Below are 14,288 nucleotides of genomic sequence, written 5' to 3' on the forward strand. Positions count from 1 at the left end.
AAAAAGAACGGCCTGGGACAGCACCGTTCAATTACATATTTAAAATATCGGTGATGCGTTTATGGTTTATTACTCGGCCCGAAGCTCCAACAATGCATCACGCAGCTCTGCCGCGCGTTCGAATTGCAGGTTCTTCGCTGCGTCCTTCATCTCGGCTTCCAGACGCTGGATTAGACTTTGTTTTTCTTTCTTATTCATCTTGCCACCAACACCCGTGAGGTAATCCGCTTTAGACTCGGCAACCTTCGTTGCCTCAATGATGTCACGCACCTTTTTATTAATGGTGGTTGGGGTAATGCCGTGTTTCTCATTATGGGCGATCTGGATGGCGCGACGACGCGATGTTTCGCTCATCGCCTTCTCCATCGAATCAGTGATTCGATCACCGTACATGATTACACGACCCTCGGAGTTACGGGCCGCACGACCAATCGTCTGAATTAGGGAGCGTTCGGAACGAAGGAAGCCCTCTTTATCAGCATCGAGAATAGCGACCAGCGATACTTCCGGGAGGTCGAGACCTTCTCTTAGCAGGTTAATCCCTACTAAAACATGGAATGTACCAAGACGAAGATCACGTAAGATCGCCATCCGCTCCAGCGTTTTGATATCAGAGTGCATATAACGAACCTTAATTCCAATTTCCTTAAAGTAATCCGTCAGATCCTCCGACATCTTCTTCGTCAATGTTGTGACGAGTACGCGTTCGTCTCGTTCCACCCGATCACGAATTTCACTAATCAAGTCATCAATTTGTCCCTCTGTAGGACGAACCTCAATGATCGGATCCAAAAGACCTGTAGGCCGGATAATCTGCTGCACCATGGTGTCGCAGTGCTCCATTTCATAGGGTCCAGGTGTCGCTGAAACATATACGATCTGATTCACCTTTTCTTCGAATTCTTCGAACTGAAGTGGACGGTTATCCAGCGCAGACGGCAAACGGAAACCATGCTCAACCAATACCGTCTTACGCGCCCGGTCACCGTTATACATCGCCCGAATCTGCGGAAGCGTTACATGGGACTCATCAATAATGATCAGCATATCATCCGGAAAATAATCCATTAATGTATACGGAGTTGCCCCTGGTTCACGGAAGGTGAGCGGTCCGGAATAGTTCTCAATCCCAGAGCAGAAGCCCACTTCTTTCATCATCTCAATATCATAACGTGTCCGCTGTTCCAGACGCTGAGCTTCAAGAAGCTTTCCTGCGTCACGAAGAACCGTTAAGCGGTCTTCCAGCTCTTTTTCAATATTGACCAGTGCCACTCGCATCGTTTCTTCCTTGGTAACAAAGTGAGACGCCGGGAAAATAGCAACATGATCGCGCTCCCCGATCAGTTCACCCGTCAGTACATCAATCTCAGTGATTCGCTCAATTTCGTCACCGAACAATTCGACCCGTATGGCATGTTCACCCTGAGATGCCGGGAAGATCTCAACCACATCACCACGTACACGGAAGGTTCCGCGTACAAAATTGATATCATTACGCTGGTACTGGATATCCACTAGCCTGCTCAAAATCTCATTTCGGGGCTTCTCCATCCCTACCCGCAATGACAAAAGCAAGCTTCCGTATTCCATCGGCGAACCGAGGCCGTAAATACAAGACACACTCGCCACAATAATAACGTCACGCCGTTCGAACAAGGAACTCGTCGCGGAGTGGCGCAATTTATCAATCTCTTCATTAATACTGGAGTCTTTCTCGATATAAGTATCGGAGGAGGGAATATACGCCTCTGGTTGGTAATAGTCGTAGTAGCTGACGAAATAGTCTACCGAATTATGCGGAAAAAACTCCTTAAACTCACTCGCTAATTGGGCAGCCAAAGTCTTGTTGTGCGCAATAACTAACGTCGGGCGGTTTAATTTGGAAATAACTTGTGCAACGGTAAACGTCTTACCCGTACCCGTTGCGCCCAGCAGCGTCTGGTGCTTCTTGCCCTGCCGAATGCCTTGTAGTAATTCCTCTATGGCATGAGGCTGATCGCCCTGGGGTGTATACTCGGACTCCAACTCAAAAGTCTTTGTACTGACGACAATATCACTCATTTGCCCGTCTCCCCTCTATCGTCTAAACTAGATTAATATATTATAATTGTTGTCTGAATGTTCTCTCTCCATACGATAGCAAGCTAAAACGCCTTTGGCGTCCCTAAAGACGTTAAGCGTTTTGTGCGAGAATTATAAGGATTAATTAAGTATAACGTGAAACTTATACCTTCTTATAATTAAAAAATATGGAAGATAAGAATATGTGTTCCCGTTCATTATACAGTGTTGACTAGATCGTTGCAAACCATAATACATAGAAATGTTAGGAGCTTAAAGCATGGATATTACCTCAATAATCGGCCTATTGGCTGGACTGGCTGCGTTAATCGGCGGCTATCTGTGGGAAGGCGGAAGCCTCTCAGGACTGCTGCAGCTTAATGCAGCTTTGATTGTGTTCGGGGGTACATTTGCCGCTGTTATGATCAGCTTCCCGGCATCTAAGCTGCGCTCCATTCCAACAGCACTACGCATGGCTTTCGGCAGCAACCCTGATCGTGATGTAGAAAAAGCAGAAGAACTCATTTCAATGGCAACCTTGGCCCGTCGGGGCGGCGTTTTAATGTTAGAAAAACAAGCTGAAGAACATCCGGACCCTTTTACACGTGAAGGTCTACTTCTTATTGTCGACGGCACTGACCCTGAGCAGGTAAGACAAATTCTTGAATTAGAAATGGACGCACAGGAATTGAAGCATGAGAGTTATGCCAAGATTTTTGAAGCCGCAGGTGGATATGCACCAACGATGGGAATTATTGGGACGGTGATGGGTCTCATTCGTGTGCTTGGCAACCTTACAGATCCGTCAAATCTGGGCACATCTATCGCAGTTGCATTTACCGCAACACTGTACGGTGTAGCCATCGCTAATTTAATATTTTTACCCATCGCTTCCAAAATCAAATCCCGCAGTCAAAGCCAGCTACATAGTATGGAAATGCTGCTCGTCGGCATTCTTTCTTTGCAGAACGGGGATCATCCCTTGCTGGTGCGTAAAAAACTGAACTCATTCATCTCAGACACGGACACGAATGACCGTGCAGAAACTAGAGGTCTTTTATGAGACAAAGAGACCGGCGCAAACGGCGTGTAGAGACTCGGGAAAGCCGCGACCGCTGGATGATTACTTATGCTGATCTAATTACACTTTTACTTATATTTTTCGTTATATTGTATGCGATGAGCAGCCTGGATACTGACAAATATAATATTGTGACAGGCTCATTATCCGAGACCTTCAAGTCTGGCAGCACTGTCCTTGAGGGTGGGGACGGCATTTTAGATGCTGGGAAATCAACTGAGAACAAACCGGAAAGTACAGACGGGGATGGGAATGCAGCTGCAACTGCGGGACCGAATGATGGATCTGCTGAACAAACGGAGAACAAAACACCTTCGGTACGTGAGCTTGCTTTTCGAGAACAAGAGACTAAATTTGCTGAATTAATGGGTGTCATCACGAACTATGTAGAGGAAAATAATCTCGAAGAACAAATTTTTGTTGCCGACAAACCGCAAGGGATAGAAATCACACTCAGTGACCGTTTTCTCTTCGATATAGGTAAGGCAGACCTGAAGTCTCCAGCCCTCCCTGCTCTTCAGCAGTTATCTGGCTTATTCAGCGATATCGGCGCAAAGATCAGCATTGAAGGACATACCGACAATACGCCAGTATCTTCGGCTTCTCACTATAACGACAACTGGGAGCTGTCTGGTGCTCGTGCGCTGTCTGTACTGCGTTTTTTCTTAGATCGGGAGGGATTGAACCCCGACAATTTTCAATACGCAGGTTATGCTGATACCCAGCCCACCGCAGATAATACAACGGCAGCAGGTCAACAGAAGAACCGCCGTGTAGAGATCATTGTGCTTCGTCAGCTTCAAGAGGGTGACATTCAATCGAGGGATTAGGGAATCCCTCCCTGATTTCCCCAATTTAACGCAAAAATCACCACCACTATCTATATAAAAACACCAAACAGCAAGTCCCCAAAAACAGAAACTTGCTGCTACAAATATCACATGCGGCGAAATTAATATACAGTGAAAAATCCCAATTACTCTCCTACCAATGCACGATATCCGGCTGCATCCAGCAGATCTTTTACAGCATCAGCGTACTCTCCGTCCACTTCAATTTCAAAAATCCAACCTTCACCATACGGCTTATCGTTAATCAGCTCCGGACTAGCTTCTAATCCGTCATTAATCTTGGTAACCGTCCCTGAGACGGGTGAATACAGTTCCGAAACGGTCTTAACGGATTCGATACTGCCAACGCTGTCGCCAGCTGAAATGACCGAACCCACTTCTGGAAATTCCACAAATACGATATCGCCTAACAAATGCTGAGCATGATCCGTAATCCCAACACGTACTACGCGTCCTTCCACTTGCTCTGCCCACTCATGCTCTTCGCTGTAAAGAAGGTTATCTAAAACTTCACTCATTTCAAGCCGCCTCATTTCCAAATTGGAATTCTAAATTTAGTTATAGCCTAAGTGATCCCGGAGCATAATGTCAATATTACTAAAAGTAAAATAAATTTGTCGTTTTTTTGACTTTTTCTTGTTGACAGCGCCCTCCTATACCCGTTTAATGGAGACATACAAGAAGAAACGACGATGTCGTCTTTTTATAGACGATAACCGTTTCTCGAAGAAATATAAGGATAATGTATAAAGTGAAACATATACTTTCTTATATTTGAAACAAATACAGTTGCGGATGATGGCATAGGGAGAGACTGTCTCACTTGAAGACGGCGCCGAAGGAGTAAGCCCTAACAAGGGTGAATCTCTCAGGCAAAAGGACCTTTGTCGGACGTACCTCTGGAGAGCATCAGACGCGAGGCTGAGTGCGTCAGGTCACCAACGGGGAAACTTGCAGGTTAGTTACGCAGGGTAACTCTCAGGTACAAGGGACAGAGCAGAAAGCGATTAGTGCATTTATGCATGATTGCTTCTGCCTGTCCTTTTTTTCGTATGTAATCAGACTAGGGGAGTGACGATATGGATGCTTTGAAAAGAACGCCTTTTTATGATCTCTATTCCGCTTATGCGGAGTCTAGGTGCATTGATTTTGGCGGTTGGGAGCTGCCAGTACAGTTTACAGGTATCGTGAAGGAGCATGAAGCTGTTCGCCAGCATGCTGGACTGTTCGATGTATCGCATATGGGTGAATTCATGGTGATCGGAAGCGGCGCTGAAGCCTTTTTACAAAAAATGACGACCAACGATGTCAGCCGCCTCACGGATGGTGCGGCACAATATACGCTGCTCTGTTATCCAAACGGCGGTGTCGTTGACGATTTACTCGTGTATCGCTTAAGCGAAGGACGTTATATGCTCGTCGTAAATGCCTCCAACATCGATAAGGACTTTCAGTGGCTACAAGAGCATCTGACCTCTGAATTCGGTGAAGTCACACTCACTAATGTCTCTGACGAGACGCTTCTGCTCGCCTTGCAAGGTCCGCTGGCAGAGACCATACTCGCGAAAGTTACTGATGCTCCGATCTCGGCGCTCAAGCCTTTCCACTTCATCGAACACGCAGCCGTCTGCGGTGTAGAAGTACTGATCTCCCGTACGGGTTACACCGGCGAAGATGGCTTCGAGATCTACGCTCCACTAGAGGGTGCAGAAGCTTTGTGGAACGGTCTACTTGCAGCTGGCGCTCCTCACGGATTAACACCTGCTGGACTGGGCGCTCGTGATACGCTGCGTTTTGAGGCAAAATTGCCACTGTACGGTCAGGAGCTGTCGGCTGACATCACACCTCTTGAAGCAGGAATTCAGTTTTTCGTAAAGCTGGACAAAGCAGATTTCATCGGACGCGATGCGTTGATACAACAAAAAGAAGCCGGTCTTCCCCGCCGTCTTGTCGGTCTAGAAATGATTGATCGAGGCATTCCACGCTCCCATTATCCAGTCTATGCGGACGGCATCAAAATCGGAGAGGTCACAACTGGAACCCAATCACCAACGCTCAAACGCAACCTGGGATTAGCTTTGCTTGATACAGCTTACAGTGAAATTGGCACAGAGGTATTCGTAGAGATACGCGGCAAGCAGCTTAAGGCTGTCGTGATTAAGGCCCCTTTTTACAAGTATAAACGCCTTTAGCATCCATATTAGGACGGTTAGCTTTTAAGCGAGAAATAGAAGGATAAAGTATAGCGTGAAAATTGTACTTTCTTATATTTTAAAAAAAGCCAAGGAGTGAGACCTTAATGAAGCACCGTTATCTGCCCATGACAGCACAGGACCGCGTAGAGATGATGGAAGCCGTCGGGATTCAGTCCATAGATGAGCTGTTCTCCGATATTCCTGAAGCCGTCCGTTATCAAGGCACTATGCCGATGTCTGAACCACTCGATGAGTACGCCCTGCTACGTCACATGAAAGGTCTCGCTGACCGAAATGCTGACTTCGATTCGCACGCCAGCTTCCTCGGCGCCGGATTATACGACCATCACATCCCTGTGGTGATCAACCATGTCATTTCCCGTTCGGAATTCTACACTGCTTACACTCCTTACCAACCAGAGATCAGCCAAGGCGAACTGCAAGCGATCTTCGAATTCCAATCCTACATTTGCGAACTAACCGGTATGAAAGTAGCCAACGCCAGTATGTATGATGGTGCAACCGCATTATCCGAAGCAGCAGTCCTCGCAGCTGGTGCTACCAAACGCAAAAAATTAATTGTCTCTTGCACCGTTCATCCTGAAGCGCGCCAAGTGTTACGCACATCGGCTAATGCTTGGGGTCTTGAGGTAGTGGAGATTGACTATAGAGACGGTGTTACCGATCAGGCTAAGCTTGCGGAGGCCATTGATAGTGATACTGCCGCAGTACTGATGCAATCGCCTAACTTCTTTGGCAGCATCGAAGATCTTAGCACCGTTGAGCCGCTGATCCATGCTGTTAAAGGGTTGTTCGTCGTCAGTGCAAATCCGATCGCTCTTGGCGTACTAGAAACACCAGGTAAGCTCGGAGCCGACATCGTAGTCGGTGACGCTCAGCCACTCGGTATTCCAGCTTCTCTAGGTGGGCCAACTTGTGGATTCTTCGCGGTAGCTGAGCACTTGATGCGTAAGATGCCGGGCCGTATCGTCGGCCAAACGGTTGACCGTAACGGTAAACGCGGCTTCGTTCTGACACTCCAAGCTCGTGAACAGCATATCCGTCGTGAAAAAGCGACATCGAATATTTGCTCCAATCAGGCGCTGCTCGCACTCTGCGCATCCGTCTACCTGTCCATAATGGGTAAAGAAGGGATGCGTGAAGTAGGCGAGCTGAACATTCGTAAAAGCCATTACACCGCTAATAAACTAAGCGCACTAACAGGGGCTGAACTTACCTTTTCCTCCCCATTCTTTAACGAGTTTGTCTTGAAGCTTCCGGAAGGAAGCAGCGTTAGTGCAATTAATTCGAAGCTGCTGAAGGAAGGTTATTTAGGCGGTTATGATCTGGGCCGTGATTATCCTGAACTTGCTGGACATATGCTGGTAGCCGTTACGGAAAAAAGAAGCAAAAACGAAATCGACCAATTCGCTAGCGCACTGGAGGGCTGTTTATGAAACTGGAGCAAAGTCTAATTTTTGAATTAAGCCGGCCTGGCCGTTCGGCCTATTCCTTGCCACTATGCGATGTGCCGCAGGAAGAAACCTTGGAATCTCTGATTCCATCAGGTTTACTCCGTAGCGACCCCGTCGTGCTTCCAGAAGTATCCGAAGTGGACGTCATTCGCCACTACACTTCCTTGTCACGCCGTAACTTCGGTGTGGATAATGGCTTCTATCCACTGGGTTCATGCACGATGAAATACAATCCTAAAATCAATGAAGATGTCGCCCGCTTCTCCGGCCTAGCTAAGATCCACCCTTACCAGCCGGAAGAAAGCATTCAGGGAGCACTCGAATTAATGTATACCCTGCAAAATGACTTGTCCGCACTAACCGGCATGGATGCTGTATCTTTACAGCCTGCCGCAGGTGCGCATGGTGAATGGACCGGCCTCATGATGATCCGCGCCTACCATGAAAGCCGTGGCGAGACCCGCACGAAGGTTATCGTGCCGGATTCCTCACACGGCACCAATCCTGCTAGTGCTTCAGCAGCAGGACTTGAAACGATCACGATCCCTTCCACAGATAAAGGGATGGTTGATCTTGAAGCACTGCGAGCAGCAGTCGGCAGCGATACTGCCGCATTGATGCTGACTAACCCAAGCACTCTCGGCTTGTTCGAGACTCAAATCGTCGAGATTGCTGAGATCGTGCACGAAGCAGGCGGCTTACTCTATTACGATGGAGCCAACTCCAATGCCATTATGGGCATTACCCGTCCCGGCGACATGGGCTTTGACGTTGTGCATTTGAACTTGCATAAGACAATGAGCACCCCGCACGGCGGCGGTGGCCCTGGAGCCGGACCTGTCGGCGTAAAATCCATCCTGATTCCATTCCTACCACAACCAACTGTGGTAAAAAACGAAGATAACAGCTTCTCACTCGACTTCGGCGGACCTGAATCCATTGGACGTGTGAAAGCTTTTTACGGAAACTTTGGTATTCTGGTTCGTGCCTACACCTATATCCGTACCTACGGTCCGAACGGACTGCGTGAGGTATCCGAAAATGCTGTGCTGAATGCTAACTATATGATGCATCGCCTGGCGCCGTATTTTGAAATCCCATATCCGGGTGTATGTAAGCATGAATTCGTTATGTCCGGCAAAAACCTCAAGCAGTATGGGGTGCGCACCTTAGACGTTGCTAAACGATTGCTCGATTTCGGCTACCACCCGCCAACCGTGTACTTCCCATTGACTGTAGAGGAATGCATGATGATCGAGCCAACGGAAACCGAAAGTAAAGAAACACTGGACGGCTTCATTGATACGATGATCCAGATCGTGAAAGAAGCGCAGGAGACACCGGAGGTCGTAATCAACGCACCGCATACCACAGAGATTAGCCGTTTGGATGAGACACAGGCTGCGCGTAAGCCGGTATTGAATTGTTCTTGTGGTTAATAGATAGTGAGCAATATTAAAAAAGCAGGCCACGATATCGGTTATCGTCGGCCTGCTTTTCGCACTGTCCAAATACGCAAGTAAATTCTCATTTTCTAAAAAATAAGGCCCTTCCCAGCAACATTTAAATTGTCTGAGAAGAGTCTGTTTCAGTTATTTATCACTATAACTTCTCGTTATTAAGCACCATGCGTCGGAGTTTCTACTTTCGCCACACCTTTACGTTCCTTAGCTGATTTACGGAAGTAGAACAACTCGTAAATCGCCGGCACTACAACCAGCGTAAGCAGCGTTGCGGCGGTCAAGCCGCCGATAACCACAATCGCCAAGCTTTGCGAGACAATGCTGCCCATCTCGGCATGGCCGAACAGCAGTGGAGTCATGGCGCAAATGGTAGCAATTGCCGTCATCAGAATCGGACGCATCCGTGTTCCGGCCGCTTCCAGAATGGCTTCGCGAATACCCATATGCGTTTCATTCTGCTTAATACGGTCGATAAGCACAATCGCATTCGTGACGACGATACCAATTAGCATCAGAGCCCCGAACAGGGCAGTGAAATCAGGTGTTACGTCGGATACGATCAGTCCAACAATCGCCCCAATCGCAGCCAATGGCAAGGAGAACATGATTGCCAGCGGAGCACGAAGGGTTTTGAAGGTGAGGACCATGATCAGATACACCAAACCGATGGAGATCAGCGCCGTCATACCAAGGTCCGCGAAATCCTCTGACTGATCAACCGAGGCTCCGCCTGCAAATAGAGTCACACCCTTTGGAAGGGTAAGACTATCGGTTTCCTTTTTAATACTCGCTCCGATTTCAGACACCTTCTTCGGATCCACTTCCGCTGTAATTCTTGCATATGGCTTCCCATCTTTATGGAACAATAGTGCTGGTTCATTGCGAACCTCATAGGTTGCTAGTTGTGACAACGGCTTTGGACCTTCAGCAGTCATGAGCGTCATTGCCTTTAAATCTTGCTCTGACTTCGGCTCTACCATAGGATCTAACACTACTCCAGCAGGAGTACCGTCCAGTTCGATTTGCCCCATAGGGATCGGATTCAGCATAGCCGACAATTGCATAGTAATTTCTTGTGCATTCGTCTGTGCCGGATCTACCTTAAACGAAAATACAGGTTTGGTATCCTCCATATTGCTACTGACCTTCTGAATACCCTCCACAGTCTTCAACTTATTCGTAACTTCTGCTGCAACAGCAGTAATATCTGTAAGATTATCACCCACGATATCAATATATTCGCTAGTGGAGCTTGAACCCATCATACTCATTTGATTGGCAACCAATGTTGCCCCTGCATAGGAATCCTTCACATCACGAACATAATCAATGAACGCCTCAGCATCTGCACCTTTTTTCATCACAACGGTATAATCCACTAAGGTCTCCGAGCTGACAGAGCCCCACTGGGCCGCATCTGCACTGTTCCCTGATTGCATGATCACCGTTTCCGCTTCTGGCTGTTTCATCAGGTCTTGCTCTAGCTGCTTTCCTTTTTCCAAAATCTCTTTAACAGGAACATCCTTCGGGTAATTCAACTGAACAGAGACATAGCTGGCATCTGAAGCATCAAGCGCACCTTTTGGCATAGTCACATAAGCAGCGATGGAGCCAATCAGAAGGAGAAGACCTAGCGATAAAGTAATCCATTTCCGGCGCAGATTCCAATCGAGGAATCGGGTGAACCATTTAGACGGCTCGTGTTCTTTCATTGAAGTTCTTCTCAGCAGCCATGAGCTTAACAGTGGCACTACCGTCAAAGCTACAACGAGTGAAGTAAGCAATGAATACGTGACTGTTAAAGCAAACGGAAGTAGGAACGCCTGTAAACTACCACGCAGCAGACCCATCGGCAGAAATACCGCTACCGTTGCAATCGTAGATGAAGTAATCGCTCTAGCTACTTCCCCAGTTGCGCTTATAATCATTTCACGGGAGAAGGGTTCTTTTTGCAGCCTACGGTAAATGTTCTCAATCACTACGATACTATCATCAACCAAGCGACCGACCGCAACGGCCACACCTCCGAGCGTAATAATATTCAGACTTATGCCTGATATATCAAGCAGATATAAGGTAACTGCTAGTGAAAGCGGGATAGAAACCGCCGTAATCAGGGTTGCCCGCAGGTTGCGTAGGAACAGCAGAATGACGATCGTCGCAAACAATGCGCCCAGCAATACCTCACGCATCATACTGTTTACCGAGGTAACCACCATATCCGATGTGCTGAATACTACCGCTGCTTCTGCATTTGGAATGGTTTTGTTAATATGAGCTACGGTATCCTGTATATGATCTCCGACACTTACTGCATTCGCATTAGCTTCTTTGGTTACTATGGCGAAAAGAACATCTTTCCCATTCGAGCGGCTAACGCTTTCTTGATCTTCCTTCAATTCGACGGTAGCAATATCCTGCAGCTTAACGCCTGCGGAAACAGGGAGCTTCTTCAGCGTATCAATACTATCTATCGTAGAAACCACATTGATGTTGCCTGTCTGGCCGCCAATCGTCTGCTCCCCAAGAGATGCCGATACATTACGTCCTTGAAGTAACCCTAGTACTTGAGGTGTTGTAATTCCCTTCTCGGCCATTAATTTTGGATCTAGCTTCACTCGCACTTGCGGAGTTACTTTCCCGTATAAAGCGACGTTGGCTACACCTTCTGCTTGTTGCATCTCTGGAATAATCGTTTCTTCCGCAAGCTTAAGGTTTTCTTTAGTCAGACCTTCGTCAAACGAAAGGGTGACCTGCGACACGGGAATCATGGAAGTATTCAGTTGAAGTACAAAAGGAGCCATTACCCCTTCAGGGAACTGCAACGAATCTACAACCTTTTGCACCTCCCCAGCAGCATCCTTCATATTCGTCTTTGAATCATAAAAAATGTTCACCTGTGCGTATCCGTCTCCGGAAGTGGACAATATTTCTTTCTTCCCCTTAACAAAAGCGGCCCCAGCCTCAATCGGCTTTGTAACCTTCGTCTCCATCGCGTAGGCATCTTGACCCGGACCGAGTACCGTTACAGTCACTTGAGGATTATCTGCCTCTGGCATAAATTCCATCGGTAGCGAAGTGTAACTCATCCCTCCCACTACAAGCGCCATTACCACTAAAAGCCCTACCGCCGCCTTGTTACCGAACGACCATTTGGTTAACCATTTCATTTTCGTTTCCCCTTCCACCCCGTATATTTCTGGTACTCCTCTTATGACTGCCCCATTATGTATTATTTTCCATCCCGAGATTTAGTTTAGACATTTTTGGCCGAAGTCAAAACAGCCCTACGGCTGGTTTTATACTCAGTCTTAAGACGGGGAGCTTTCTCCTTCCGAAGGATAGGGAATTAGAGCAAACAAAAAAAGAGCACCCCATAAGCCATGTGACAATGGCTTTCGGGGCACCCATTTGGTATGATTTTTATTTTCCTCCCGCGCGCACTGGATCACGGAACATAAATTTCAATAGCGGCGGTGTTACAAGTGTTGTTACAATGACAACAATAATGACGGAAGTAAAATACTGCTGCTGCAACAACCCGCTTTGCAGACCTGTTGCCGCGATGATCAATGCAACCTCACCCCTAGAAATCATCCCTGAACCAATAATAAGCGACGAATGATTATTAAAACCTGTAAGACGCGCACCCAGACCGCCACCAAACAACTTGGTCAGAATGGCAATCACCGTTAACAAGAGGACGAATCCTAGTTGACTGCCAACCCCTTCAAAGGAAACATTAAGTCCGATACTGACAAAGAAGACCGGAACAAAAATAGAATAGGCAATAGGCTCAAGCTTAGATTCCACAGTGTGCTTAAAGGAGGTTTGTGAAATAGCAATCCCAGCTGCAAAAGCACCGATGATGCCTGCCATCCCCATAATTTCAGCAAAATACGCGAACGCAAAGCAAATCATTAGCGCCGCCGCGATAACAGCCTCTGTCACCTTTAGCGGAGCCATCCATTTCATAACCCGAGGCACAACGAACCAACCCACAACAAGCGCTACAGCGAAGAACAACACCTTTTTCGTAATCAAAAGACCAATGGATACTGATTCTCCTGTGCCGAAAAAGCTCATTAATACAGCGAGTAAAATAACAACCAGAATATCATCAACTACAGCGGCTCCCAGAATGGTAGAACCTTCACGTGTATTCAATTTATTCATATCCTTCAGCACCTGAACCGATATGCTGACCGATGTTGCACTAAGAATGACACCCATAAACATTGCATTATGATAAGCAAAACCAAACATTTCTCCGATGGCGAATCCACCCAGAAAAGGTAAAATAATTCCTCCGACGGCTACTGCAAAAGCTGACTTCCAGTTCTTGCGCAGTTGATCCAGATCTGTCTCAAGCCCTGCTATAAACATTAACAATAGAACACCGATCTCCGAAAAATAATGAATAAATTCTCCATTTTGAATCCAACCCAGTACCGCAGGACCCAGTATAATACCGACAATTAGCTTACCCAGTACCGACGGTTGTCCCAATCGTACAGATAAATCACCAGCTAGCTTGGTGAATAGTATAATCAGCATAAGATAAAGAACAAACTCCATGTTTCATCCACTCCCTTGTTGTATATAAGAACTGCCAACTAGGGACTTCTCCAAGCCAAAAAAAGACAAAGAGGAGCCCTTGTTGACAGGCTCCTCCAAAAATCAAAAAATTATTCAATTTAACATTATTAAATATATTATAACCGTAATATAAAAGACTGTAAACAAGATACGCCGATAATATACAATATGCAAATTTTTATCAGTAAAGAATCTTCTTCTCTATTTTAGATAAAACACCTCGCGTAAAGGCAACATTGGCACCTCATCATTGAAATCAAATGACCCTTCAACCATCTTTGAGGTAATGGCATTCCATCGGTTGCAGGCGTCGCTTTTGGCAATATAATTGAAAGCTGCTTCCGTGTCCTCACATTCAAAGCAATAAAAAAACTGATTGCCATTCTGAAAGATAGAATAGTTAGAAATACCAGCCTTACTGTGCTCCTCCAAAACTTCTGGCCAAGGATTTAAATGCATCGCTACATACTCTTCAAGACATTCTTCCTTCACCCGCCATGTCCAAGCCAATTTATTGCTGCTCATCTGTCCATCCTCCTAGAAATATCCTCTATTGTACCTGA

General features: G+C 46.7%; 10 protein-coding genes and 1 riboswitch. Of the genes, 5 read left to right on the forward strand and 5 right to left on the reverse strand.

Going from position 1 to position 14,288, the window contains the following annotated elements; translation table 11 throughout:
- Positions 1-69: 69 nt before the first annotated feature.
- Positions 70-2,061: an excinuclease ABC subunit UvrB gene (gene uvrB, locus L1028_RS01590; RefSeq protein WP_234530365.1), complete on the reverse strand. Its 1,992-nt coding sequence runs from the start codon at positions 2,059-2,061 to the stop codon at positions 70-72.
- Positions 2,062-2,341: 280 nt separating this feature from the next.
- On the opposite strand from uvrB, the gene L1028_RS01595 reads away from it, so the two are divergent.
- Together L1028_RS01595 and L1028_RS01600 are read left to right on the forward strand one after the other, a co-directional pair.
- The gene (locus tag L1028_RS01595; RefSeq protein ID WP_234530367.1) at positions 2,342-3,124 is read left to right on the forward strand and encodes a flagellar motor protein; all 783 of its coding nucleotides are present in this window, start codon (positions 2,342-2,344) and stop codon (positions 3,122-3,124) included.
- Positions 3,121-3,972 (forward strand): flagellar motor protein MotB, encoded by an 852-nt coding sequence (locus L1028_RS01600; protein ID WP_234530369.1) that lies wholly within the window; start codon positions 3,121-3,123, stop codon positions 3,970-3,972. Before L1028_RS01595 ends, L1028_RS01600 begins: the two co-directional genes overlap by 4 nt.
- 146 nt (positions 3,973-4,118) lie before the next feature.
- Here the strand turns inward: L1028_RS01600 and gcvH are convergent, their stop codons facing one another.
- Positions 4,119-4,511, reverse strand: coding sequence for a glycine cleavage system protein GcvH (gcvH, locus tag L1028_RS01605; protein ID WP_234530371.1), 393 nt, complete (start codon positions 4,509-4,511; stop codon positions 4,119-4,121).
- A gap of 277 nt (positions 4,512-4,788) precedes the next feature.
- Positions 4,789-4,887: riboswitch (glycine riboswitch) on the forward strand.
- Positions 4,888-5,072: 185 nt separating this feature from the next.
- Here gcvH and gcvT point away from each other — a divergent pair.
- The 3 genes from gcvT (at position 5,073) to gcvPB (ending at position 9,102) form a co-directional block, all read left to right on the forward strand.
- A complete protein-coding gene (gcvT, locus tag L1028_RS01610) occupies positions 5,073-6,185 on the forward strand; it encodes a glycine cleavage system aminomethyltransferase GcvT (RefSeq protein ID WP_234530373.1) in 1,113 nt (370 codons plus the stop codon).
- A 107-nt stretch (positions 6,186-6,292) separates the two neighbouring features.
- A complete protein-coding gene (gene gcvPA / locus L1028_RS01615; RefSeq protein ID WP_234530375.1) occupies positions 6,293-7,645 on the forward strand; it encodes an aminomethyl-transferring glycine dehydrogenase subunit GcvPA in 1,353 nt (450 codons plus the stop codon).
- Positions 7,642-9,102: an aminomethyl-transferring glycine dehydrogenase subunit GcvPB gene (gene gcvPB, locus L1028_RS01620; protein ID WP_234530377.1), complete on the forward strand. Its 1,461-nt coding sequence runs from the start codon at positions 7,642-7,644 to the stop codon at positions 9,100-9,102. The genes gcvPA and gcvPB overlap by 4 nt, the downstream gene beginning before the upstream one ends.
- Before the next feature lie 179 nt (positions 9,103-9,281).
- Here the strand turns inward: gcvPB and L1028_RS01625 are convergent, their stop codons facing one another.
- The 3 genes from L1028_RS01625 to L1028_RS01635 form a co-directional block, all read right to left on the reverse strand.
- Complete coding sequence (locus L1028_RS01625) at positions 9,282-12,296, reverse strand: efflux RND transporter permease subunit (protein WP_234530379.1); 3,015 nt, start codon at positions 12,294-12,296, stop codon at positions 9,282-9,284.
- Between the two features lie 253 nt (positions 12,297-12,549).
- Positions 12,550-13,704: a cation:proton antiporter gene (locus tag L1028_RS01630; RefSeq protein ID WP_234530381.1), complete on the reverse strand. Its 1,155-nt coding sequence runs from the start codon at positions 13,702-13,704 to the stop codon at positions 12,550-12,552.
- Between the two features lie 222 nt (positions 13,705-13,926).
- A complete protein-coding gene (locus tag L1028_RS01635; RefSeq protein ID WP_234530391.1) occupies positions 13,927-14,250 on the reverse strand; it encodes an L-rhamnose mutarotase in 324 nt (107 codons plus the stop codon).
- Between the last annotated feature and the right edge of the window lie 38 nt (positions 14,251-14,288).

The sequence above is a fragment of the Paenibacillus pseudetheri genome (assembly GCF_924513355.1).
Classification (GTDB): Bacteria; Bacillota; Bacilli; order Paenibacillales; family Paenibacillaceae; genus Paenibacillus_AQ; species Paenibacillus_AQ pseudetheri.